The organism is Streptomyces sp. GMY02 (genome assembly GCF_019056675.1).
Taxonomy (GTDB): domain Bacteria; phylum Actinomycetota; class Actinomycetes; order Streptomycetales; family Streptomycetaceae; genus Streptomyces; species Streptomyces odonnellii.
Genome location: NZ_CP077658.1, coordinates 6,691,598 through 6,714,830, shown reverse-complemented (window position 1 = coordinate 6,714,830; position 23,233 = coordinate 6,691,598). Strand labels below are relative to the sequence as shown.

Here is a 23,233-nt window from a genome sequence, read left to right as displayed (position 1 = left end):
AATCCTTCCGGAAACGAGCCCGCTTCCTCCCCATGCCGTTCGGTCAATCAGTGCCGCTTTTCAGTCATCCACGACTCGGCGTGGTCGACCGCGTCCGTGATCGAGAACGACCTCGCGGCTGTTCCGCCGAGCTGTCCCTTACGTTCCAGCCCCCACGGGAATGACGCGCCGATCGCCTCGAAATCGCTGTCGTCAAGGTTGACGTCCTCATATTCCACCCAGCGCGCCCCGTTGTCCGGCCCTTTCACCACACAGTGATAGGAACGCATGGCCGCGCCCGTTCGGTATTCGGCGAGATGGAATGCCGTACAGGCCTCGAACCCCACATTCACCATCAGCACCCGTGCCTCCGCGCGGACGAGCGCGCCGAGCGGTGAGTCCTCCCCGAGATGGCTGTGCAGGGGGTGGAAGGCGAGCAGTTCCGCGGCCCGCCGGCCGATCGCGGCGAAGGAGGACTGCGGGTGCGCGCTGCGGACGGCCCCGGGAGCGGTGCGTACGGACTCGGCCAGCCGGCCCATCGCCGTGCAGGGCGTGGTCAGCGGGTCGAAGGCGGGCATCCGCGCCCGGAAGGCCGCGGCCTGCCTGCGGGTCATGCCCTGGATCTGCGCGTAGTGGGCCGCGGAGGTGTCGGAGTTCTCCTCGGTGAAGGCGGGCACGACCAGGGTGCCCTCCGTGCCGAGCGCGGTCAGCAGGGCCGTACGGAGGGTGTCGGCGTCCAGCCCCGTGCCGTGCAGGGACGCGTGGACGAGCAGGGTCGTCCCCTCCGTCACTCCCAGCTCCGCCAGCTCACCGGCGAGCAGGCCGGCGTTCGTCGTCTCAGCCACGGTCGGCCTCTTCCCTGAGTACGGCCAGCAGGCTCTTCCCGCCGACGGTGAGTTCGGCCGCGTCCTGAAGCATGTCCAGGGCGCGGCGGGCGTGGTCGCGATGGCGGGGATCGTACGCGGCGAGCCCCACCCTTTCGTACGCGCCCACCAGCAGCGCCGACAGCGGCACCGGCTCCTCCTGCCAGGGCGCGGGCCTGAGCCATTCGCCGTCCAGCGCGTAGAGGTCGGTGACCTCGGTCAGCGCCCGCAGCCGGGCCCGGCGGAGACCGCGCAGCAGCGCGGGCGCCAGCTCTTCGGCGCCGCCCTCCAGGGGGACGCCCAGCGCGCCGTGGCCGTGATGGCCGGGCAGGCGGGCCGGAGTCTCCGCGGTGAGCAGGGGCGTCAGGGTGGACAGTGTGCTCTCGGCCTCGGCGGTCTGCTCGGGCACGGTGTCCCCGAGCAGGCGCCAGGCCGCCGCAAGCCGGTCGCTCCAGCCGGCCGCCTCCTCCTCCCCGAGCCCGGGGTGGACGGGGGTGCCGAAGCAGTCGCGGTACGGGTCGAGATCGTCCAGCGCGAGGACGGGCGCTCCGTCGCGGCGGAGGTGCCGGACGGGGCGCCAGTACGGGGTGGTCTCGCCGGGGTGTCCGACGAGCAGCTCGGCGGTGGGGGTGCGGACCAGGAAGCCCTGTTCCACAGCGCGCACTTCGGCCTCGCCGGAGGCGCCCGTCCGGAGGGTGCCGAGGGTCGGCAGATGGAGTACGCCGTCGGTGAGGCCGACCCGTACGGGCAGGTCCAGACGGCCCCGGACGACCGCCGCGGCCACATACGGCCTGAGCCGGAGCGCGATGGCGAGCGCGCCGGGCCGCTCCTCGCGCAGGGCGGCCATGGCGTCGATCAGCCAGGTACGGGTGTAGGGGTGGGCCAGCACCTCGTCGAGCCCGTCGGAGTGCTGCTCGACCGCGCCCGCCAGCTCCCAGGCCTCCTGCCATTCCGCGCCGCCCCTGCCGCCGAGTTCGGCGTGCAGCCCGGCCAGCAGCGAACGGGTCAGCTCCTCCTGGGCGACCATCAGTTCACCGGTGTCGGCGAGGGCGGGCGAGACCGAGGCGGCGGTCGTACGGGACTCGATCCCGCGGATCAGGGCCTCCAGATCGGCGCAGTAGACGGAGGTGTTGTCGAAGCCGCCCGGGGCTCCGGTGCCCGGCTCCGCCTGTTCCGCCGGTGCCGAGCGGTAGCGGTGCGTATAGAGACCGCCGCCGCAGGACCGTACGACCGGGCACTCCCGGCAGGTCTCGCTCACCCCCGCGAGCCCGAGCTGCCGGGTCCGTACCCCGGGGTGCGCGGCGACCTCGTCGAAGGAGTGCGAGAAGACGTCGAAGCCGGTGGCCGCCGCGCCCTCGTAGGCGCTCTTGAGGGAGTCGACCTGCTCCAGCGTGCCATCGGTCTCCACCACGACCAGATCGGTGGGGGCGAGGCCCAGCGACTCGGTGAGGCTGGGGCCGCCGCTCAGGGTGGAGAGCACCGACTCGAAGAGCCGTACGGGCATCGGCCGGCCCTGGGCGTCCCAGCGGGCGAAGACGGTGAGCAGCCAGTCGGCGTACGCGGTGGGCGATCCGCCGGGGCGCGGCGGCGGCTCGTCCCAGGTGGCGTGCGGCAGCAGGAAGTCGATGCGCGGCGGGTCGAGGGCGGCCAGCGCGTCGTACACCGCCACGGGGTCGTTGGCCGCGTCGACGGTGCAGAGCAGTCCGAGGTCGAGCGGGCGGTAGCGGTCCTGGCGCAGCAGGGCGACGGCCTTGAGGACCTGGGAGTGGCTGCTGCGGCCGTCCGCGAAGCGGCGGTGGCGGTCATTGGCGGCCCGGTCGCCGTCGAGCGAGATTCCCACCCGTACCCCGAACTCCTCGAAGAGGTCGAGATAGCGGGGGCCGAGCTGGAGGCCGTTCGTATGGATCCGCAGATCGAGTGCGGCGACTCCGTCGAGAGCCCTGGTCAGCTCCTCGCAGACGCGCCGTAACCGCGCCGGCCCCGCCAGCAGCGGCTCCCCTCCGTGCAGGATCACTGACACGGAGGGCAGAGCATGAGCCTTGGCGTGCTCCGCCAGTCGCAGAGCCGTCCATGAGATCGCCTCGTCAGAGATTGTCCTGGGGCGGGTGCGCCAGCTCTGATCGGCGTGCTCGTAGATATAACAGTGGTCACAGGCAAGATCACACCTGCTGTGGACCTTCAGAACGATCTCACGAAAGGGGACCAGGGGTCCTGTCATTACCCCAGTCTAGAACGTAGTCGGGGTGGTCCAGAACGTTGTTGAAGCGTCATTACCCCGGTATTGCCCCGGTCTAGAGGGCAGAATTGAAGCTCGAAACGCGCGCGGTACGGTCGGTGGGCATGGGCAGTACGCGTCCGAGCTTCTTGGCGACACCGGCGTCGCGTACATCGATCTCTGCGAGGGGGGTCCGGTTCTTCTTCGCAGTGGCGAAGGTGACAGAGGTCTGGTAGGTCACGACGGCCGTCCTTGGTGATGTGGTCCGAAGAGGAGACACCGCACCGTTGCAGTGTCAGCGGCTCGACTTTACTCTCGTGAGCCCGAGCGGCAAATCGGCGCGTGGGGCCGAGACGAAAGCGTTGCGAGGAATTCACGGGGCGGTGCGGAACACACCGTTCCGCCTACTGGGTGACAACAAAACAGCAGACGGGGGCGCGCATGGCCGAGTTACGCGGACCACTGCACAGCATGGTCTTCCGAAACGCTGATCTGCCGGTTCTCTTCCATCACGCGGACGCCATCGCCATCGCGCGGCAGCGGGAGGCCATCAGGGCGACCCGCCTCCAGTTGCTGCTGCTCGTCGTGGGCGCGGCCCTGGCGGCGCTGCCCTGGCGGGGGTCGCTGGGGGGCTCGTTCCAACTCATCGGCGCACTCAGCGCGTTGGCGTACGCGGGTGTGCTTCTGCTCACCTTCCGCTCCGCGGGCCAGCGAGCAAAGTCGCATTGGCAACTCAACCGCTCCGCCGCGGAGTTCATCAAGTCGCTGTCCTGGCGGTACGCCGTCCATGGCGCACCCTTCGACTCCGGTGCCGCCGACCCGGCGGGACTGTTCACGGAGCGGATGGAGGCGGGACTCCAGGAGCTGAAGAAGGTCGGCTGGGAGGACCCGCGCGACGACACGGGCGGCCGACGCGGTGTCATGGGGGTGATGGGACCGGTGGGAGAGCTGATCACGGGTCCCATGCGGCTGCTGCGCGAGAAGCCGTACACCATCCGCAAGGAGACCTATGTCAGGGACCGGCTGATCGAGCAGCGCAACTGGTACCACCGCAGAACGGTGGTCTCGCGCCGAGCCACCACGCTCTGGTCGGTCACCATCTCCGTACTGACCCTGCTGGCGCTGGTCCTGGCCGCACTGCGGACCTTCTCGGTCACCGAATCGTCGTCCGTGCTGGGGGTGTTGTCGGCGTCGGCGGCGGCCTGTCTGGCATGGAGCGAGATCCGCCGGCACCAGCCCCTCATCTCAGCGCACTCGCTGGTGGAAGAGGATCTGGCGGCGATGCACACCGCGATGGAGACGATGGTGACCGAGGACCAGTGGTCGAGCGCAGTGTACGAGACCGAGCGGATCGTCTCGCCCCAGCACACCGACTGGCTGGTGCGGCACCGCAGTTGAGGGCCTCGGCCGGTACGGGCCCGGCCGCCACGGGGCTGTCGCGCGCGCCGGGCGGGTCAGGCGCGTTCGACGCCCTCGCACCAGATCACCGTCACCGGCTTCCCGCGCTCGCGCGCGTAGCGCACGATGTCCCCCGTGCCGCCGAGGCCACGGGCCGGGAGGCCGTCCCACACCGCCAGCAGCCGGTCGCAGTGGTCCGCGATATAGGTGCCCGCCGCGTAGTAGGCCTCGTCGGTCGAGTGCGGGAAGGCCATCCGGACCTCCGCCGCCGCGCGGTCCCTGAGCCGCCGGAAGCCGGCGAGTTCGGCCGGGTCGTCGAAGCCGTCCTCGTAGTCACCGCTGGGAATGACGACGGTGAGCCGGGCGCCGCGGTCGAGGGCGAGCACCGCGAAGAGCTGGTCCGCGCCCGCGGCCAGACTGGAGAGCGCTTCCAACGAGCCCTTCTGGCCGTGCAGTACGGACTGGATGGCGGTCCGGATATGGGTGTAGGCCTCGGCGGGGATGTTCCGGTGACCGGTCACTCCGATACGTTTCACTGCCCACAGCCCCCGGTCCTTCTGCGGCCGACCACTCCGACAGTGTCTCAGAGCGGCCCGGAAAATCAGCCGGTCCGGCGATTGAGGTCACAGTGCGGCGGTCCGCCCGGCGCGCGAGGGCGCGGCGCGGGGATGTGCCGGCGCGTACGGACACCGGAACAAGCGCCCGTCAGCACATCAGTACTCAGTACACGGTCACCCCGTACGCGCTCAGGGCCGGAACGATCGGCTGGAAGTACGACGTGCCGCTGCCGCCGGAGCAGCTCCCCGATCCGCCCGAGAGCACACCGATGGCGATGCCCCCCGAGTAGAGCGGCGCGCCGCTCTCGCCGGGATAGGTGCAGATGTTGGTGCGGATCAGCCCCGAAACGGTCTGCCCGCCACCGTAGTTGACGGTGTTGTTGAGGCTGATCACCACACCGGTACGGACACCGGCCACCGGCCCGCGGAAGGTGACGGACATCCCGACCGTGGCATTGCCCGCGCCGGTGATGTCGACCGTACCGACCGTACCGGGGACGGGCACCGAGGGATTGGTGTAGCGCACGAGGCCGAAGTCACGGCTGGGGAAGGTGGTTCCGGCGGTGGTGCCGAGGAGTGTGGTCCCCGAGGCGTTCGCGTACCAGGTCGAGGCACCGCTCGTGCAGTGTCCCGCCGTCACGAAGTAGTACGTGCTGCCGCTGACGACATTGAACCCGGCCGCGCAGCGCGCGCCCCCGGAGTAGATGGCGTCGCCGCCGGAGAGGTGCGGGGCGAGGGTGCCGGCCGTGCGCTCGAAGCGCAGCGCGCCCGCGTGCGGGCCTGCGGCCCGCTCGATCGCGGCGATCTCCCCGGCGGAGACGGTACGGTCCGCGGTGACGACGACCTCGCCGGTCGCGGGGTCCGCGTGCCAGGCGGTGCCCGCCACCCCGGCGGCCAGCACCGCGTCCCCGACGGCGGCGGACCGGACAGCGGCGGACCGGTCGGCGCCGGTCCCGCCGTCGGTGTGCGCGCTCGCGGCGGGGATCGCGAGCGCCACGGCGGCGAGCAGTCCGGTGACGACGGCGAGCGTACGAGTGCGTCTGAGCCCGCCCGCGCGGCGGATGGTGCGCTTGATCCTCACTTGGCGTCCCTCCCGAGGGAATCGGGGGCCCTCCATCGGGTACGGGCCCGTGAGGCGCGACCGGGGCGGCCGTCCCTACGAACGAGACGGCCCGCGCCCCGGCCGGCGCTGCTCGGGAGTATCAGCGGCCCCAACTCCCCACGCAAGAGCGGCTTTTGGCCTAGGGGGTGTCTTGTCGATCAGGCCGGATCGGTGAGCGGGGTCCGGTGCGTGCGATCGCAAGGCGGAGGAGGGAGGCCACGCGGAGCGTAGGCGACTGACGACAACGCCGCGAGCGTGCGTGCCGGGCCCCGCGAGCCCGGCAAGATCGGCGAGACACCCCCTAGGGGGTGTCTACGGAGGCGGGGTCGGCCCGCGGTGCCGGTCAGCCTGTCCGTACCGGTTCCGGAAGGCCCAGATGCGACCGCAGCGTGCCGCCCTCGTACTCCGTACGGAAGACCCCGCGCTCCTGGAGCAGTGGTACGACCTGGTCGACGAAGTCGTCGAGTCCGCCCGGTGTGAGATGCGGTATGAGGATGAAACCGTCCGCCGCGTCCGTCTGGACGAACGTGTCGAGCGTCGCCGCCACGGTCTCCGGGGTGCCGATGAAGGACTGCCGCGCGGTGGTCTCGATGACGGTCTGCCGGATCGAGAGCCCCTTCGCCTCGGACAGCGCCCGCCACTTGGCCGCGACCGCCAGTGGGTCCGCGACCCTGACCCGGCCCTGGACCAGCCCGGAGTCCGGGTCGGGGTCGATCGCGGGCAGGGGTCCGTCCGGGTCGTACGCCGAGAGGTCACGCCCCCAGACCTGCTCCAGCGCGAGGATCGCGTTCTGCGGGGAGACCTGCTGTCTGCGGATCCCGGCGGCCCGCTCCTGCGCCTCCGCGTCGCTGTCGCCGAGGACGAAGGTGACGCCAGGCATGATCTTGAGGTCGGCCGGTTTCCTGCCGTACGCCGCCAGTCTGGCCTTGATGTCGGTGTAGAAGGCGCGGCCCGCCTCCAGCGTCCCGTGCCGGCTGAAGACGATGTCGGCGGCGGACGCGGCGAACTCCCTGCCCTCCTCGGAGTCGCCCGCCTGGATCACCACGGGATGCCCCTGCGGGGAGCGCGGGACGGTGAACTCCCCCTCGATCTCGAACTGCGGCCCCGAGTGGGCGAAGGGCCGGGGCGTGCCGTACGGGGAGCCGGGCCCCGGATCCGTCCAGGAGTCCCACAGCTCACGGGCGGTGGCGACGAACTCGGCGGCCCTGGTGTAGCGGTCGGCGCGGTCGAGATAGCCGCCGCGCCGGAAGTTCTCCCCGGTGAAAGCGTCGGACGAGGTCACCACGTTCCAGGCGGCCCGGCCCCCGCTGAGATGGTCGAGGGTGGCGAGCCTGCGGGCCAGTTCGTACGGCTCGTTGAAGGTGGCGTTCACGGTGGCGGCGAGGCCGAGCCGGCCGGTGACGGCGGCCAGCGCGCTCAGCACGGTGAGCGACTCGGGGCGGCCGACCACGTCCAGATCGTGGATCAGGCCCTTGTGTTCGCGCAGCCGCAGCCCTTCGGCGAGGAAGAAGAAGTCGAACTTGCCGCGCTCGGCGGTCCGTGCGAGATGCTCGAAGGACGAGAAGGCGATCTGCGACGTGGAGCGGGGGTCGGCCCAGACGGTGGTGCTGTTGACCCCCGGGAAGTGGGCGGCGAGATGGATCCGCTTGCGGTCGGCGCCCGTGCGGACGGTGCCGGTGCGGACGGTGCCGGTGCCCTCGGCTCTCCCGGCCGCGGTACGGGCGGCGCGTCCGGCGGCGGTACGGGTCGCGTTTCCGGCAGTACGAGCAGCGCGCCCGGCGGTGCTCCCAGCGGTACGGGCAGCGCGTCCGGCGGCCGTACGGGCGGCTTCGGTCGGGTCTGTGCTCATCGGGCTCCCCCGGCGGACGCGTACGGGTTGGCCGGGCGCGCGAGACCGAGGTGTTCACGGAGCGTGCCGCCCGGATGGAAGGTGCGGAACAGGCTGCGGTGCTGGAGCAGCGCCACGGTGCCGTTCACCAGCCGTTCGAGATCGCGGCGCGGTTCTGCGGGCGTGAGGTGGAAGCCGTCCACCGCTCCGGCGCCGTGCCAGCCGGCGATGAGTTCCGCGAGACCGGCCGGGCCGCCGCGGTAGTGCGGTCCGCCGTCGCCCGCGGTGGTGTGCGGGGCGCTCTCCAGGCCCGGGTCCAACGGCCGTTCGCCGTCGCCGAGATGGACGGTGAGCGCGGCCAGCACGCGCAGGGTGCCCGGGTCACGGCCGTGGGCGGCGGCACGCGCCAGGAGCCGCTCGCGCAGGGCCGTCGCCTCCTCGGGCCGGCCGGCCCCGATCAGCACCACATCGGCATGGCGTACCGCGGTCTCGGCGGCGGGGTCCGCGGTGCCGTCGGCGACGACGACCGGACGGCCCTGGGGCGGCCTCGGCACGATGGACGGCCCCCGGACACTGAACCCGGTTCCCTGGAAGTCGACATGATGCAGCTTGTCGCGGTCGATGAAGCGCCCTGTCGACACATCGCGTATCTCGGCGTCGTCCTCCCAACTGTCCCAGAGCCGGGCGCTCACCTCGGCCACCTCGCCCGCCTCCTTCCACAGCGCGGCGGCGGGCGCGGCCCGGCGGCGGCCGAAGAGCCGCGCCTCGGCCGGGGTGGCGGACACCCCGACGAGCCAGCCGGCCCGGCCGCGGCTGACCCAGTCCAGGGTCGCCAGGGCCGTGGAGACATGGAACGGCTCGGTGTGGGTGGTGGTGACGGCCGGCACCAGGCCGATCCGTTCGGTGGCGGGCGCGACCCGGGAGAGTACGGCGAGCGCGTCGGGGCCGGGGCGCCCGAAGGAGTCCTGGAGGGTGATGAAGTCGAGGGCGCCGCGCTCGGCGAGCCGGGCGAGATCGACGTACCACTCGGCGTCGTAGTGCGGCGGGCCGCCGATCTCGGCGGCGAGATGCAGGGATCGCGTGGCGGACATGACGAGCCCTACCTTTCGGCTTCGGACGGGCCGTTCCCGGCCGGTCCGGCGGTCGAGGGCACGGGACGCGGACCGTCCGGCGAGCCGGGGCCGGTGTCCGGAGTGCCGTCGGAGGCGTGCGAGGGGCCGGTGTCCGGGGCGCTGTCGGAAGCGTGCGAGGGGCTGGCGTCCAAAGTGCCGCCGAGAGCGTGCGAGGGGGCGGTACGGAGCGGCAGCTCGGCGAGCAGCGTGAGCGCGGCCCGCGCGGTCGCGTCGTTCTGCCGGAACGCGGGCCCGCCGGTCCTGGGCCGGGTGAAGGCCCCGCTCGACCGGGCGGTGGTGTACGGGCCGAGCGCGAAGCGCCTTGGATGCGGGCGGCCGTCGCGCTCCAGCAGCCGTCCGTCGTCGGGGTCGACCCTGACCAGGCCGGCCCCCGAGGTGGTGGCGGCCCCCTCCTCGTACAGCGCGCGCAGCAGCGGGCTGCGGGTGCGCTCGGGCGAGGGGTCGGGGAGCCGGGCCTCGACCAGGGCGCGCGCCTCGACGTACTGCCCGGGCACTCCGGGGCTGCCGGCCCGGAAGACGCCCTGCCGCTCGTCGGCCTCGACGGTCATGTCCGGGCCGAGGAAGCGGACGACCCCGGCGCGGGAGAGCGCGAGCAACTGGCGCAGCCGGGGTCCCGGCGGGCCGGAGGCGAGATAGCTGAAGAAGCCGTGCCAGGGGCCGTCCATGTCCCCGAGATCGCCGAGGCGCATGAGCTGCCCGTAGATCGAGAGCAGTCCGTAGAAGACGGCGAGGTCCGCACTGTGGGACGGATCGTGCCGACGGGTGAGATCGGCGTGTATGTAGTCGCGCAGCGCGTCCTGGAGGGCGTCGTACGAGGGGAAGCGCACCCCGTCCAGCGGCCGGTCGAGGGCGTCCAGGTCGAGCCGGTCGGCGGGGTCCGGTACGGCGGTGGCGACCAGCGCGTCCAGCTCCGGGCTGCCGGGGTCGGCCGCCGCGTACTTCTCCTCGAAGTCGGTCCAGCCGACCCGGGTGCGCTCGGGGTGGGCGGTGAAGAGCCGGTGGTAGTGGGCGAAGCCCAGTTCCTTGTCGACCAGCGGCCGGATGTCGCGCCGGTAGTCCAACGGCCCCGGTCTGACAGCCAGTTCGTCGATCTGCTCGGGCCCCAGAAAGCGCGGCAGCGGCGGGCGTTCGCCGTCCAGACCGTAACCGATCTTGGAGTGGTACGGGACACCGCGCCGCGACCCGACGTACAGGAGCGGCTCCCGCCCGGAGGGGTGGTACGTCAGCTCCTCGCCGTGCTCCTCGGCGCCGTGCTCACCCGTGTCCCCCGAGTAGCGTCCGCCGCGGCCCTCGGTGAGCAGCACCATCAGATCGACGAAGGCGAGTCCGAAGCCGCGGACGATCACGGGTTCGGCGGCGGGCAGGGCGGAGAGATCGCTGTCGGCGGTGAAGTCGGGCGGCAGATGGATCAGTCCGTGGCGTTCCGCGAAGGCGGTCAACTCCCGCTGTTCCGCGTCGGGTTCGCCGTCGAGATGCCCGAGGGTGAGGATGACGAGATCGGCGAGCAGCGGTTCTGTGCGGCCCTCCAGCCAGACGCGCTGGCGTCCGCCGCGCGGTCCCGTGACACGCAGGGCGTGGGTGCGGTGCTGGTGGAGGGTGATGCCGGAGGGCAGGGCGGCGACGGTCTGTTCGTACACCCAGCTCAGATAGGCGCTCTGCACCTGGCGGCTGGGGAAGGTCTGCCCGGTCAGCCCGGTGACGGCGCCGCGCAGCCCAGGCCCGGCGTGCGCGGACCCGTCCTCGGGCCCGTCCTGCCCGCGTCCGGCGTGCGCGGATCCGGCGTGCGCGGACTGTGTGTGTCCGGTCCCGCTCCGTTCCGTCTCGCCCCGTTCCGTCCCGGCCTGTTCGGATTCCGCGGTGAGCCGTGCCCTGCCCTCCCTGACGTCCCGCGCCCACTCGTGCAGCGCCGGCCCCTCCCGTACCGGCCCCGCCAGCGCGACCGATTCGTCGGTGTACATGGTGACGTCCTCGGCCATGGAGTTCATCCACAGCAGCGGCGACTGATCACGGCGCCAGATCCGCCCGCCGCCCGGCGGGTACGGGTCCACGAGATGGATGTCCAGCGGCAGTCCGTCGTACAGATCCGGCGCGTTGGCGGCGAGCCGTTCCAGAAAGCCCGTACCGCGCGGACCCGCGCCGATCACCACCAGGGTGCGGGTGACGGCCGGAGTGCGGGCGGTACCTGACGAGACAGGTGACACAGGCATGCGAAGGCTCCGTGGATACGTGATCGAACACGGGAGTGCCTTCACAGCACAGCGGGCGGACCCGGGTGACCGGGCCCTCAGCGGCGGACCGAGCCCCTCAGCACGATCCGCTTCCCACCGAGGCTAAGCGGTGTGTACGGCCTGCTGTCAAGCTCGTCCGCACTGTGAGCCGGGCGTCTCATTTGGTTGACGCGGAAACGGATGCCTGTTCCACTTGATGTATGCATTCGCAGCAGTGGCTGGTCACACGCTCCCACATCGACTTCGGTCGAGTGTGGTCCTCTTCCTGTTGAGCTGACACCCTGCACGGCTTCCCGCAGTTCCGGCGCGCACGCGCCGTTGCCCGCGTGCCTTCACACGCAGAGCGTCACGCTCCACTCCCCTCGCCCCGGTACCGGCCGCCCGTACCCCCATGGCGGTCAGCAGTCGCATCCACAGCCATCACAACCACAGCCGTCACAACCACAGCAGTCGCAGCCGTCACAATTGCAATTGCTACAGCAGTCGCAGTCACAGTCCCGGCAGAGTCCCTCTCGCTTCTTGCGCGACCACGGACCCTCGTACTCCTCGGCACAGCAGAGTTTGCAGGTGCAGCACAGCCCGGCGAAGACCGCGCAGCCGGCCCAGAAGCCGCGCCTGCCGGGCTTCGGGGGCTCGAACCCGGGGCCGGGCAGCCCGCCGGGGCCACCGGGTCCGCTTGGCGTGCCCGGCATGCCCGGCTGTCCGCCGCCGAACGGGTTCCCGCCGCCGTACGGATTGTTCGAGCCGTACGGTCCGGGGCCCTGACCGGCGTACGGATTGCCCTGCGGCGGCAGACCACCCTGCCCGCCCTGGCTGTTGTGCGCGGCGTGCCCGCAGGCCGCCGTACCGAAGGCGCGGTCGACGGATATTCGCAGTTCGTGCGCCAGCAGCACATGGGCGAGACGGCCGTCGGTGAACTCCGCGTCCCGCAGCGCGAGCCTGATCCCGTGCACCGCGTCGTCGGCGAGCCGCCGGGCCTCGGCCCGCGAGGTGCCGGTGGCGGTGAGCGGGTTCCACGCGCCTGACGCAGCGTCAGTTTCCTGGTCCTCCACGGCGTCCAGAAGATGCGCGAGCCGTCCGAAGAGCCGGCCCGCCTCGGCCAGCGGCTCCCTGTTTCCGGGCCGTCCGGCCAGTACGGCGGTGTGCGCGAAGGCCGCCGCGGTCGCCGTCTCGGTCGGTTCCGTCACGGCGAGCAGCGGCGTACCGGGACCGGCCAGCGCCTCGATCTCCGGCTGCCGGTCGACCGCGTCGACGAGCACCGCCGTATCAAAACCCAGTTCCGCGCCGGTCCGGGCGCCCGCCCGGTCCCAGCCGGTCGCGACCCTGCGCGCGGCGGCGGCCAGCGGCCTGCGCTTCAACAGCCCGTCCCGGTCGGCCACGTGGTCCCGTACCTTCGCCGAGGCCAGCACCAGCGAGACCGCGGCGGCCAGCCGCGCTCCCTCGCCGCGCGCGACCGGCGCGGTCCGCATCCCGCGCAGCGGGCAGGGCCCGGCCGTCCGCCGCTGCCCGGCGGTCCGTTCAGTCTGAGCCTCCGTCAGAACCGAGACGATCAGCCCGTCGTAGTTGGTGACGACCCGGGAGAGCTGTCCGTGGTCGGAGCGAAGTGCCAGGCAGAGCCCACAGAGATGGGCCATCCACTCGGTCTTCAGCCCGTCACCGAGACGGTGGCCGCAAGGCCTGACGATTCCGAACACGACGGTCCCCCCGAAAAGTCGCTGAGTGGTGCGCGAGGCATCGTACCGGCCGGGCCGTTCACCCGTACGTCCGTAGTGTCACCCTTCTGGAGGGAAGTTCATATTTTGCACCCCGTCAGGTGCCCTACGCTGGAACAACCTTGACGAACCGCCACATCTTCTGCACCAGTACCGTCACGAATCGCCTGCGCGCCGACTATCCCCTTGGCGCTGAATCCGCATCATGGACGACCATAGGGGCAGGGAACGAGATGTGACCGCGGTGAAAGGAGGCGTCCATGGGATCGGTGCGCAAGGCGAGTGCCTGGCTGGGCCTCGTTGAGGACAACGACGAGCGTTACTACGACGACGAGTACGCCGGGAGTGCTGAGACCGGCGAGACCTGGACGACCGATCCGCGGGTGCGGGTCGCCTCCGAGACCGCTCAGGAGCGGGACCGCAGAATCGCCACCGTCTCCCCGGAGAGCTTCCGGGACGCCCGGAGCATCGGCGAGCTGTTCCGCTCCGGTGTCCCCGTCATCATGAACCTCACCGCCATGGAGGCCGCCGACGCCAAGCGCGTGGTGGACTTCGCCGCCGGGCTGATCTTCGGACTGCGCGGCTCCATCGACCGGGTGGCCACCCGGGTCTTCCTGCTGAGCCCCGCCGACACCGAGATCGTCACCGGGGACGCGGCGGGACGGCCGCAGGACGGCTTCTTCAACCAGAGCTGAGCAGGGCGCTCACCGGATCAACGCGGCAGTGTGCCGCACCCGGATCACCGGAAGGCGTCAAGACCGGTGAGCGCCTTGCCCAGGACGAGCTGATGCATCTCGACGGTGCCCTCATAGGTGAGCACCGATTCCAGATTGGTCGCGTGGCGCATCACGGGATACTCCAGCGAGATCCCGTTGGCGCCGAGCACGGTCCGCGCGGTCCGGCAGATCTCGATCGCCTCCCGCACATTGTTGAGCTTGCCGAAGCTGACCTGCTCGGCCCGGAGCCGGCCGGCGTCCATCCGCCGCCCGAGATGGTGGGCGAGCAGGATTCCCTTGTGCAGTTCGACCGCCATGTCGGCGAGCTTGGCCTGGGTGAGCTGGAAGCCGCCGATCGGCCGCCCGAACTGCTCGCGTGAAGTGGCGTACTGGAGCGCGGCTTCGAAGCTCGCACGTGCGGCGCCCATGGAGCCCCAGACGATCCCGTACCGGGCATGGCTCAGACAGCTCAGCGGCCCGCGCAGTCCGACGACCCCGGGAAGTACGGCATCGGCGGGAAGGCGTACGTCGTCGAGGACCAGCTCGCTGGTGACCGAGGCGCGCAGCGACCACTTGTGCTTGATGTCGGGGGTGGTGAAGCCGGGGGTGCCGGCCGGGACGAGGAATCCACGGATGCCGCCGCTCCCGCCGTCGGCATCGTCGGTGCGCGCCCAGACGACCGCGACGCCCGCCAGCGAGCCATTGGTGATCCACATCTTGCGGCCGCTGAGAACCCAGTCGGCGCCGTCGCGCTTCGCGTACGTCCGCATGCCGGCCGGGTCGGAGCCATGGTCGGGTTCGGTGAGGCCGAAGCAGCCGATGGTCTCGCCGGCCGCCATCCCCGGCAGCCAGCGCTGCTTCTGCTCCTCGGAGCCGTAGCGGTGGATCGCGTACATGGCGAGCGAGCCCTGTACGGAGACGAGGGAGCGGATCCCGGAGTCGGCGGCCTCCAGCTCCAGGCAGGCCAGGCCGTACTGGACGGCGGTGGCGCCCGCGCAGCCGTAACCCGTCAGGGACATGCCGAGGGCGCCGAGCGCGCCGAGTTCCCTGGCCAGCTCGCGCAGTACGGGGACCTCGCCGCGCTCGTACCACTCGGCGATGTGCGGCAGGACCCGGTCGGCGGCCCAGGCGCGGACGGTGTCACGGATCGCCAGGTCCTCGGGGGCGAGCAGATCGTCGAGGCCGAGGGGGTCGCTCGGGTCGAAGGGCGGGAGCTTCGCGGCGGACGGTGCGGACATGGGGCGACCTCCGGCGGCTCACGAGGACTCGGACCGCCACAAACTAGCAGCGCGCGAGGTTGTCCCTCGCCCCCGGCCAGGACAAACCGTCCCGTCCGACGACAAACCCGGCCCGTCCCCCGGCGACAAGCCGAGCCCGTCCTCCGGCGACAAATCCAGCCCGTCCGGCGATTGAGGACAAGCCGCGGCCGGAGGCCGCGCAATCTCTAGGCCCGTCCACGGCCTGCGGGAAGGGGCGCCTCCGCGGTGGAGTGGGGCTCCGGTGCTCTGCGGGGCTGGGGGCGGCGCTGCTCCGGGGGCTTGTGGAGCTGCGGCTCCGGCGTCGGCCTCGGCTGTCGCGGTGGCTCGAAGGCCTGCTCACCGGCAGCCTGCTCCTCGCCGGGCGCCGCGCACTCCATGGCCCTCGGCAGCCGCAGCGCGGCCAGCGCGCCGAGCAGCAGCAGTGCCGCGCTGACCAGCAGCGTCACATGCAGCCCGTGCACGAACGAGTGGCGCGCGGCGTTCCGCAGGGTGTCCCCGGCGGGCCCGCCGAGCCGTGCCGCCACCTGGTACGCCTCGCCGAGCGAGTCCGCCGCGGCGGAGCCCGCCGCCGGGGGCACGCCCTTCACCGAGGACACCGCCGGGGCGTATGCCGCGTTCATCACACTGCCGAGCAGGGCGATCCCCATGCCCGCGCCGAGCTGGTATGAGGTCTCGCCTATGGCCGCCGCCCCGCCCGCCTGGTCGGCCGGGGCCTCGCTGAGCATCGACTCGTACGCCCCGAAGAGCGTGGTCTGGAGCCCGAAGCCGAGCAGTACGAAGCCGGCGGTCAGCAGGCCCGGCCGGTCGTGCTGGCCCATCAGGACCAGCAGCAGCACGGCGACGGCGGTGAGCACAAAGCCCCAGGACACCATCCGGCGCGGCCCGAGCCGGCGCAGGGTGGCCGATCCGGTGATGCCCGCGGCCATGGCGGCGAAGGTGAGCGGCAGCAGCCGGAGTCCGGTCTCCAGCGGGCTGAGGGCCAGGACGAGCTGGAGGTACTGGACCGCGATCAGCTCGAGGCCGACCAGGGCCAGCATGGCGAGGACGATGCAGCCGACGGAGGTGGAGAAGGTGGGCCTGGAGAACATCCGCATGTCGATCAGCGGATGTGTCCGGCGGCGCTGCCGTCGTACGAACAGGACCAGCAGGGCCGCGCCGAGACAGAGCGGGCCGAGCGTCGCGGGGCTCAGCGGCCCCTCCCCGGCGCCGAAACGCTTCACCCCGAAGACCACCCCGAGCACCCCGGCCGCGGCCATCAGCGCCCCCAGCACGTCCCAGGGACCGTCACCGCTGCCCTTGGACTCGGGCAGCAGGATCCGGCCGACCGGCAGCAGCACGACCAGCAGCGGGATATTGATCAGGAAGACGGAGCCCCACCAGAAGTGCTCGACGAGGAATCCGCCGAGGACCGGGCCGACGGCGGCTCCGACGGCCGCGACGGCGGTCCACACCCCGATGGCGACGGCCCGCTCGCGCCGGTCGGGAAAGACCGCGCGCAGGATCGAGAGGGTCGCGGGCATGATCATCGCCCCGCCGACCCCGAGCAGGGCACGCGCCCCGATCAGCACCGTGGGCGAGCCGGCGAAGGCCGCGACGGCCGACGCCGCCCCGAAGAGCCCGTAGCCGATCAGCAGCACCCGCCTTCGCCCGACACGGTCGCCGAGGGTGCCGAACAGGATCAGCAGCGAGGCGCAGACCAGCGGATACGCGTCCACGATCCAGAGCAGCTCGACCCCGCTGGGCCTGAGGTCCCCGGTGACGGCGGGCACGGCGACATGCAGCACCGTCGCGTCGAGCGCCACCAGCAGCAGGCTCACGCACAGGACGAACAGGACGACCCACCGGTTGGCACCGGCCGCGGCGCGCGACCGTGCTCCGGCCATGGTGGTCCCGGACATCTGAGCACCTCCCAATGCGTCCTCGCGCTCGGCGGTCCGACGGGGACACCGGTCCCTCGGGGCGGCCCGGCATCGACGGGCGAGTGAGCCGTCAGCGTACGCGACATGAGCGCACGTGCCGCGTGGTGGACCTCTCACCGCTCCGACCAGGCAGTGTGGCGTACGCCATGGCGTCCTGGCCAGGATCATGGACCCGGGGCGCGCACGAGCAGCAGGGAAATTCCACGCGACGTCCGGGTGAACTATTTCTGTTGTGAACAAAGACACTTCCCGTAAGGGCGTGTCGATGAATAGGGCCGAAGGTCACTTGGATTTCCGGAACCACCGCGAATAAAGGGCCGCCCGAGTGTCACTCCACATCACATCGTCATCACGAAGAGACGTGATGGACCTGTTCACTCACTCACTCGCTGTAACGTCCTTTGTGTGCGTACCGACATCTTTGCCCGCCTGGACCGGGAGCCGGAGCCGCCGAAGATAGAGATCCCGCGGATGAGCCGTACCCGCACGGCTCTCTTCGGCGGGACATTGGCGTTCTATCTCGCCATCGTCGTCGCCGTGCTCGCCACCTCCTGGCTGGTGACCCTGGACTGGAAAGTGATGCTGTTCCGGCCCTATCAGCAATGGCCGGACTTGCATGCCTTCCTCGACTACTTCGTGGTGCTCGGCCAGCGCGGCCCCACGGCCGTGATGATCGCGGCCTGGCTGGGCTGGCGCTCCTGGCGCCAGCACACCCTGCGTCCGCTGCTGGCGCTGGGCACCGCGCTCCTGCTGCTCAATGTGACCGTAGGCGCGGTCAAGCTCGGTCTCGGGCGGCTCGGCCCGCACTACGCGACGCAGATCGGCTCCGCGGAGCTGTTCGCGGGCGGCGATATATTTCCTTCCGGACACACCGCCAACGCCGTGGTGACCTGGGGAATCCTGGCCTATCTGGCCACCACGCCCCGGGCCAGGCGCTATCTGTCGGTCCTGTCGGCCGTGGTGGCGCTGGGGGTCGGCGCGACAACCGTCTATCTCGGTACGCACTGGCTGAGCGATGTGCTGCTGGGCTGGGCGGCCGGGCTGCTGATCCTGCTGGGGATGCCCTGGTTCGAGCCGCTGATCGGCCACGCGGAGCCGGCGATCCTCGCGGTGCGTGACCGCTGGCTGAACGGCCGCAGGCGGATCCCCACCACCCCGGTCGCCGCCGGAGGGCCCCGGCCCGCCCCGGTTCCGCAGGGGGCTGCGGCGGAGGGCGAGGAGCCCCCGCGCGAGTCCGTCGGGGCAGGTCACAGCAGCCGTGTCGGCACCGTACGGAACACCGCGCAGCTCACCCAGTCCCGGCCGCACGCCGTGCGCGCGGAGCGGACTCCGACGGCTCCGGCCGGCAGCCGCCGCCCGCCGAACTCACGGCCGGTGACGGGCGGCTGAACGGACGTCGGGGACGGTACGCACAGACCCTCCCCGCATCCGTGGGCCCGCGGAAGACGGACGGATGGACGGAAAGACAGGCGAATACAGGGCGAAGGCCCCGGCGGACCGCCGGGGCCTTCGCCCTGTGCGGGGCGTACCCGCAGCTCAGAAGGGCAGCAGGGCTCGGTACGGAGGCCGGGGCGGGCGGATACGGGGTCAGCCGACCCAGCAGCGGATGACCCTGCCGTCGTCGACCTCGAAGTTGAGCCGGCCCACCACGAACTCCATGGTGATGATCGAGCCCGGCGGCAGACGTCTGACCGTGGTCCAGCCGCGCCCGCGCGCCCGCCGTTCGGCCTTCTCGGCATCGAGTCCCACATAGGGCTCGGGCGCGTCGTCGGGCTGGAGGGACGGAGTCGGTATCGGTGCCATAACACTTACGGTAGGCGTCCGGGGGCGGTGAAGGAAGCGGGACGGATACCGGCACGGGAGGCTTCCTGTCCCTCAGCGGTCACACTTGTGTCACAGGATCACACCATCAGCCGAACGCCAAGAACTTCACTCTTACGGGCAGTTCACTCTCCGCTCGCACACAATTCCAGGCCTCCGGCGAACAGATGAATTCGGCCTTCTTGAATTCGCCACGGCGGACCGCGCCCGGCCGCCCGGCGGCAATTGCCGGAGCCGGAAGAATTCACGTTTTCCCCGCACAATCCCCCGCCGGGCAACACGTTCCGCCATGGCCGAACAGCGGCCGGGTCAGGGCGCGGTGGCCGACAGGGGCGCGGGATCCAGTCGTACGGAGAAGTCGTTGTCACCGGTGTAGCAGGGCACGGCCAGCCAGCCGTACGCGCCGCGGTCCGGGTGGGACAGATGCGCCGGGTGGACCAGCGCGAACCGCTTGTCCCAGATGTCGTCGAGGATGCGCGAGACCCGTACCGCGGCGGCGTTCCGCGCCGGCAGCAGCCACAGGTCCCACCACTGCCGCTCCTCGACCGGCGGCGCGGCCAGCGGACCGTACGGCAGCGTGAAGGCGAACGCGCCGCCGCACCCGGTCACGGCGACCCGGTGGCCGCGGCCGGTGCCGCGCAGCCGGGCCTCCGCCTCGGCGCCCTCGCCCAGCTCGGCGCCGTACAGCACGCCCTCGACGGTCGTCGCGCCCGGCTCGCAGCGGACCGTCCCGGCCTCGGCGTGCGGGGCGCGGACCCAGGAACGTACGGCGAGCCGGCCGTCCGGGGTGGGGTACGGGATCCTCGCCGTGACCCGGCCCGCTCCGGGGGTCCGGCCGACGAGTGCCCGCACATCGCGGATCCCGGGCCGTACGGGCAGCTCGCCGCGGGCGCCGGTGAAGATGTCCCAGTGGCCCTCGGCCAGCTCGACCGTGCTGGGCAGGACGGCGCGCAGCAGGGACTCCCCCGCCCCGGTGAGCGGCAGCCGTACCTCGTCGTCCGTACCGGCACCGGCACCGGCACCGCGAGCACCGGAACCGGAACCGGCCCCGGCGGCCCCGGCGCGGACGGCACGGCGGCGCAGCACCAGCACCGCGTCCGGCCGGGCCTCGCCCGTGATGTCGAAGGTGATCCCGCCCGCGGAGTCCGCGATGCAGTCGGCGACACGGTCGGCCGCGTACCCCCTGGGTGAGGCCCGTCGCCCACGGCCTCCGCCGGCCCTGTTCGATCTGGTCACGCGGTCCTGTCCCCTTCCGTCCGGTCCCGTGGCGTTTTCCCCGGCCCACCGGATAGACGCAGAAATCAGCCAGATGGTGCCGACCTGGTGCGGATCCGCACGGCATCGCCCCCGAACGGCCGGGGCGCCGCCCGGACCACGAAAGCAGCAACGACTTTCAGCCACCCCTTTGATTCGCTGATTTCCCGATTTGTCGACCTGTGAATGTACTGACCTGCGGCGCGGCGGCAAGGGGCAACTGCCGTCCCTTCGAGGCGCGTTGACATGGAATGACGCGTTCCTTGCGACCGCCGAGGTCATGCGACGGATGGTTCGATTCCGTGCGCATCCGCGCGTGACCCGGGCCACGGCTCGTCCGTTGTCTTCTTTACGAGCCGGGAACAGCCCGGCCCCACGCACCGAGTTCGAGGAGCCACCCGTGCCGCGCATGCTCGACGTCAGCGAAGACGTACGCGCCGAGATCGGCGACGAAGAAGCCGACCGGCTGCTCGCCGGCGAGAACTCCCCGGGAAGCTACGACTGCACCTCCTGCCGCACCCCCGGCGACTCCGAGCAGGAGCGGACCAGCACGGTGCTGTTCGTCGGCGAGGAGACCGCCGTACTCGCCTTCGCGCACGCCACCTGCATCCCCTCCCAGGTCGTGCAGGTCGCCGAGGAGCAGCTCCAGGGCGCGGTCCGGTCCATCACCGGCGGCGAGCCGCAGTCGGTCACGGACCCCGGAGCGGGGCCGGGACAGGCCGTCCTCGGCGTGACCAGCGGTCTGGTGCTGATCGAGGGCGATCTGCACCCCGCCCTGGTGGTGGAGCCGACCGCCCCGATCGCGCGGCCCGGCTCGCAGGGCACCACCGACGAGTTCCTCACACTCCTGATCGAGCAGGGTTTCGTACCGGTCTCCGATCTGAACCGGGTGCCCGGCATGCTGCCCGGCTGGTCGGTGCTGCTCGCCATGGGCCAGCTCCACGCCGTGCTCCAGCCCGGCACCGGCGGCGGCAGCCCGGTCGCCTGGTGGCAGGCCCATCAGCCGCTCCAGGTCACCGAGGGGTGGCGCGCCTCGGCCAACAAGTCCCACACCGTCCTGGTGTTCGCCGCGCCGGTCGGCTCGATCGGCCAGCAGCCCCGTGAGGACCTGCTGCGGGACGCCCTGGAGAAGGCGGCGGCCAACGGGCGGCTCGTCGCCGCCGCGATGCCTTTGGCCGGCACATGACCGAGCCCTCGAACACCACTCTCCGGCTGCTGCTCCGGTCGCGCTCGGCGAATTCCCAGGACAGCCCGCATCCGACGGACGAAAGGGTCGTTGGCACGTATGTGCACTCATACGACCCCTCGCGTTCGCAGTACCAGAGCCACATCCCCTCCATGCGCCCCGCGCAGGACGTGGTGGACGGGTTCTCCCTGACGCCGATCTACGACGCGCTGTACTCCGAGTTCCGCAGGTCCTTCAGGGCGCTGCCCGGCGACCGCAGCAATGAGGAGAATCTCGGGTTCACAGCCTTCGGCACCGGGCTGCATGCCGCTCACGGGGGATACGGGCACACGCCCTATCCGGGCTCCTGGCAGCGCGACCCCCGGCAGCCCACCGGACGCCACACCCCGGCCGCCCTCCCCCCGGGGCCCCGCCGAGGCGTCTGACCGCCGGAAGCGGTGCGGCCCGGTGCGGAATCCTCCGCGCCGGGCCCCGCCGTTTCCGTACCGTTTCCGCCGCCCTCGTACTCGTACGTCCCGTCCTTGTACCCCGGTCCGTACTCGTACCCCGCGGCTACTTCTTGCGGCCGCGCTTCTCCCGTACCCGTACGGAGATGTGGATCGGCGTGCCCTCGAAGCCGAACTCCTCGCGGAGCCTGCGCTCCACGAACCGCCGGTAGCCGTGCTCGATGAAGCCCGAGGCGAAGAGCACGAAGCGCGGCGGCTTGGTGCCCGCCTGCGTACCGAACAGGATGCGCGGCTGCTTGCCGCCCCGGATGGGGTGCGGATGCGCGGCCACCAGCTCGCCGAGGAAGGCGTTGAGCCGCCCGGTCGGCACCCGGGTCTCCCAGCCCGCGAGGGCCGTCTCGATCGCGGGGACCAGCTTCTCCATATGGCGGCCGGTGCGCGCCGAGACATTGACCCGGGGCGCCCAGGAGATCTGCGCCAGCTCGGTCTCGATCTCGCGTTCCAGGTAGTAGCGGCGCTCCTCGTCGAGGGTGTCCCACTTGTTGTACGCGACGACCAGCGCGCGGCCCGCCTCCACGGCCATGGTGATGATCCGCTGGTCCTGGACGCTGATCGACTCGCTGGTGTCGATCAGGACGACGGCGACCTCGGCCTTCTCGACGGCGGCGGCGGTGCGCAGCGAGGCGTAGTAGTCCGCGCCCTCCTGGAGGTGGACCCGGCGGCGGATGCCGGCCGTGTCGATGAACTTCCAGACCGTGCCGCCCAGTTCGATCAGTTCGTCGACCGGGTCGCGGGTGGTGCCGGCGACCTCGTTGACGACGACCCGCTCCTCGCCCGCGACCTTGTTCAGCAGGGACGATTTGCCGACATTCGGGCGTCCGATGAGCGCGATACGGCGGGGGCCGCCGACCACCGTGCCGAAGGTCTGCGCCGGGGCGTCGGGCAGGGCTTCGAGGACCGCGTCGAGCATGTCGCCCGTACCGCGGCCGTGCAGCGAGGAGACCGGGTGGGGCTCGCCGAGCCCGAGCGACCAGAGCGCCGTCGCGTCCGGCTCCCCGCTCGGCCCGTCGACCTTGTTGGCGCAGAGCACGACGGGCTTGCCCGCCTTGCGCAGCAGCCTGACCACGGCCTCGTCGGTGTCGGTCGCGCCGACCGTGGAGTCCACCACGAAGACCACCGCGTCGGCGGCCTCGATCGCGTACTCGGCCTGGGCGGCGACGGAGGCGTCGATACCGAGGACGTCCTGCTCCCAGCCGCCGGTGTCGACGACCTTGAAGCGGCGGCCCGCCCATTCGGCCTCGTAGGTGACCCGGTCGCGGGTGACGCCCGGCTTGTCCTCGACGACCGCCTCACGGCGGCCGATGATCCGGTTGACAAGGGTCGATTTGCCGACATTGGGCCGGCCGACGACGGCGAGTACGGGCAGCGGGCCATGGCCGGCCTCGTCGATCGCCCCCTCGACCTCGTCGGCCTCGAAGCCCTCCAGCGCGGCAAGCTCCATGAAGTCCGTGTATTCGGCGTCGCCGAGCTCTCCGTGCTCGTCGGCGGAGTCGATCTGGTCGTTCATGAAGTCCGTACCTCGTTCATCGTGGTCGGTGCGCCGCTCGATGCGGCGCA

At 71.6% G+C, this 23,233-nt stretch carries 19 protein-coding genes; 5 read left to right on the top strand and 14 right to left on the bottom strand.

The features are described from left to right. Positions 1–47: 47 nt before the first annotated feature. The 3 genes from KQY30_RS28645 to KQY30_RS28635 all read right to left on the bottom strand — a co-directional run bounded on the left by KQY30_RS28645 (position 48) and on the right by KQY30_RS28635 (position 3,298). Positions 48–824, bottom strand: a complete 777-nt coding sequence (locus KQY30_RS28645; protein ID WP_217309337.1) for an aminoglycoside N(3)-acetyltransferase — start codon at positions 822–824, stop codon at positions 48–50. Then, positions 817–3,060, bottom strand: coding sequence for a radical SAM/SPASM protein FxsB, inactivated metallohydrolase extension form (gene fxsB, locus KQY30_RS28640; protein ID WP_217309336.1), 2,244 nt, complete (start codon positions 3,058–3,060; stop codon positions 817–819). Before fxsB ends, KQY30_RS28645 begins: the two co-directional genes overlap by 8 nt. 73 nt (positions 3,061–3,133) lie before the next feature. Then, positions 3,134–3,298 (bottom strand): FXSXX-COOH protein, encoded by a 165-nt coding sequence (locus tag KQY30_RS28635; RefSeq protein WP_106409647.1) that lies wholly within the window; start codon positions 3,296–3,298, stop codon positions 3,134–3,136. Positions 3,299–3,528: 230 nt separating this feature from the next. Between KQY30_RS28635 and KQY30_RS28630 the strand changes: the two genes are divergently transcribed. Then, positions 3,529–4,455, top strand: a complete 927-nt coding sequence (locus KQY30_RS28630) for a DUF4231 domain-containing protein (RefSeq protein WP_217309334.1) — start codon at positions 3,529–3,531, stop codon at positions 4,453–4,455. A gap of 56 nt (positions 4,456–4,511) precedes the next feature. Here KQY30_RS28630 and KQY30_RS28625 read toward each other — a convergent pair whose 3' ends face one another. From KQY30_RS28625 to KQY30_RS28595, 6 genes are all read right to left on the bottom strand, one after another. Continuing rightward, positions 4,512–4,991 (bottom strand): hypothetical protein, encoded by a 480-nt coding sequence (locus KQY30_RS28625; protein WP_217309332.1) that lies wholly within the window; start codon positions 4,989–4,991, stop codon positions 4,512–4,514. Between the two features lie 184 nt (positions 4,992–5,175). Next, positions 5,176–6,093, bottom strand: coding sequence for a S1 family peptidase (locus KQY30_RS28620; protein WP_217309330.1), 918 nt, complete (start codon positions 6,091–6,093; stop codon positions 5,176–5,178). Between the two features lie 364 nt (positions 6,094–6,457). Beyond that, positions 6,458–7,756: an NtaA/DmoA family FMN-dependent monooxygenase gene (locus KQY30_RS28615; protein WP_217311380.1), complete on the bottom strand. Its 1,299-nt coding sequence runs from the start codon at positions 7,754–7,756 to the stop codon at positions 6,458–6,460. A gap of 203 nt (positions 7,757–7,959) precedes the next feature. Continuing rightward, positions 7,960–9,033, bottom strand: coding sequence for an LLM class flavin-dependent oxidoreductase (locus KQY30_RS28610; protein ID WP_217309329.1), 1,074 nt, complete (start codon positions 9,031–9,033; stop codon positions 7,960–7,962). Positions 9,034–9,041: 8 nt separating this feature from the next. Beyond that, positions 9,042–11,282, bottom strand: a complete 2,241-nt coding sequence (locus KQY30_RS28605; protein ID WP_254407363.1) for an FAD/NAD(P)-binding domain-containing protein — start codon at positions 11,280–11,282, stop codon at positions 9,042–9,044. Between the two features lie 419 nt (positions 11,283–11,701). After that, entirely contained in the window at positions 11,702–12,997 is a 1,296-nt protein-coding gene (locus tag KQY30_RS28595; protein WP_217309328.1) for a DUF5685 family protein, read from the bottom strand. A gap of 278 nt (positions 12,998–13,275) precedes the next feature. On the opposite strand from KQY30_RS28595, the gene KQY30_RS28590 reads away from it, so the two are divergent. Then, positions 13,276–13,710 carry a cell division protein SepF gene (locus tag KQY30_RS28590; protein WP_046505457.1) on the top strand — a complete coding sequence of 145 codons (435 nt, stop codon included), beginning with the start codon at positions 13,276–13,278 and terminating at the stop codon, positions 13,708–13,710. Positions 13,711–13,754: 44 nt separating this feature from the next. On the opposite strand, the gene KQY30_RS28585 is transcribed toward KQY30_RS28590, so the two are convergent. After that, on the bottom strand, positions 13,755–14,969 hold the full coding sequence (locus KQY30_RS28585; protein WP_217309327.1) for an acyl-CoA dehydrogenase family protein: 1,215 nt from the start codon (positions 14,967–14,969) through the stop codon (positions 13,755–13,757). A gap of 206 nt (positions 14,970–15,175) precedes the next feature. Beyond that, on the bottom strand, positions 15,176–16,888 hold the full coding sequence (locus KQY30_RS28580; protein WP_217309326.1) for an MFS transporter: 1,713 nt from the start codon (positions 16,886–16,888) through the stop codon (positions 15,176–15,178). Positions 16,889–17,314: 426 nt separating this feature from the next. Between KQY30_RS28580 and KQY30_RS28575 the strand changes: the two genes are divergently transcribed. Then, positions 17,315–18,298: a phosphatase PAP2 family protein gene (locus tag KQY30_RS28575; protein WP_217309324.1), complete on the top strand. Its 984-nt coding sequence runs from the start codon at positions 17,315–17,317 to the stop codon at positions 18,296–18,298. A gap of 198 nt (positions 18,299–18,496) precedes the next feature. On the opposite strand, the gene KQY30_RS28570 is transcribed toward KQY30_RS28575, so the two are convergent. After that, complete coding sequence (locus KQY30_RS28570; protein WP_046505447.1) at positions 18,497–18,712, bottom strand: I78 family peptidase inhibitor; 216 nt, start codon at positions 18,710–18,712, stop codon at positions 18,497–18,499. 327 nt (positions 18,713–19,039) lie between these two features. Then, entirely contained in the window at positions 19,040–19,882 is an 843-nt protein-coding gene (locus KQY30_RS28565; protein WP_217311379.1) for a hypothetical protein, read from the bottom strand. 502 nt (positions 19,883–20,384) lie between these two features. On the opposite strand from KQY30_RS28565, the gene KQY30_RS28560 reads away from it, so the two are divergent. Both KQY30_RS28560 and KQY30_RS28555 read left to right on the top strand, forming a co-directional pair. Continuing rightward, positions 20,385–21,170, top strand: a complete 786-nt coding sequence (locus tag KQY30_RS28560) for a hypothetical protein (RefSeq protein WP_217309322.1) — start codon at positions 20,385–20,387, stop codon at positions 21,168–21,170. After that, on the top strand, positions 21,167–21,595 hold the full coding sequence (locus KQY30_RS28555; RefSeq protein WP_367997447.1) for a hypothetical protein: 429 nt from the start codon (positions 21,167–21,169) through the stop codon (positions 21,593–21,595). Before KQY30_RS28560 ends, KQY30_RS28555 begins: the two co-directional genes overlap by 4 nt. A gap of 127 nt (positions 21,596–21,722) precedes the next feature. Here KQY30_RS28555 and der read toward each other — a convergent pair whose 3' ends face one another. Next, complete coding sequence (gene der / locus KQY30_RS28550; RefSeq protein WP_217309321.1) at positions 21,723–23,183, bottom strand: ribosome biogenesis GTPase Der; 1,461 nt, start codon at positions 23,181–23,183, stop codon at positions 21,723–21,725. Positions 23,184–23,233: the final 50 nt, after the last annotated feature.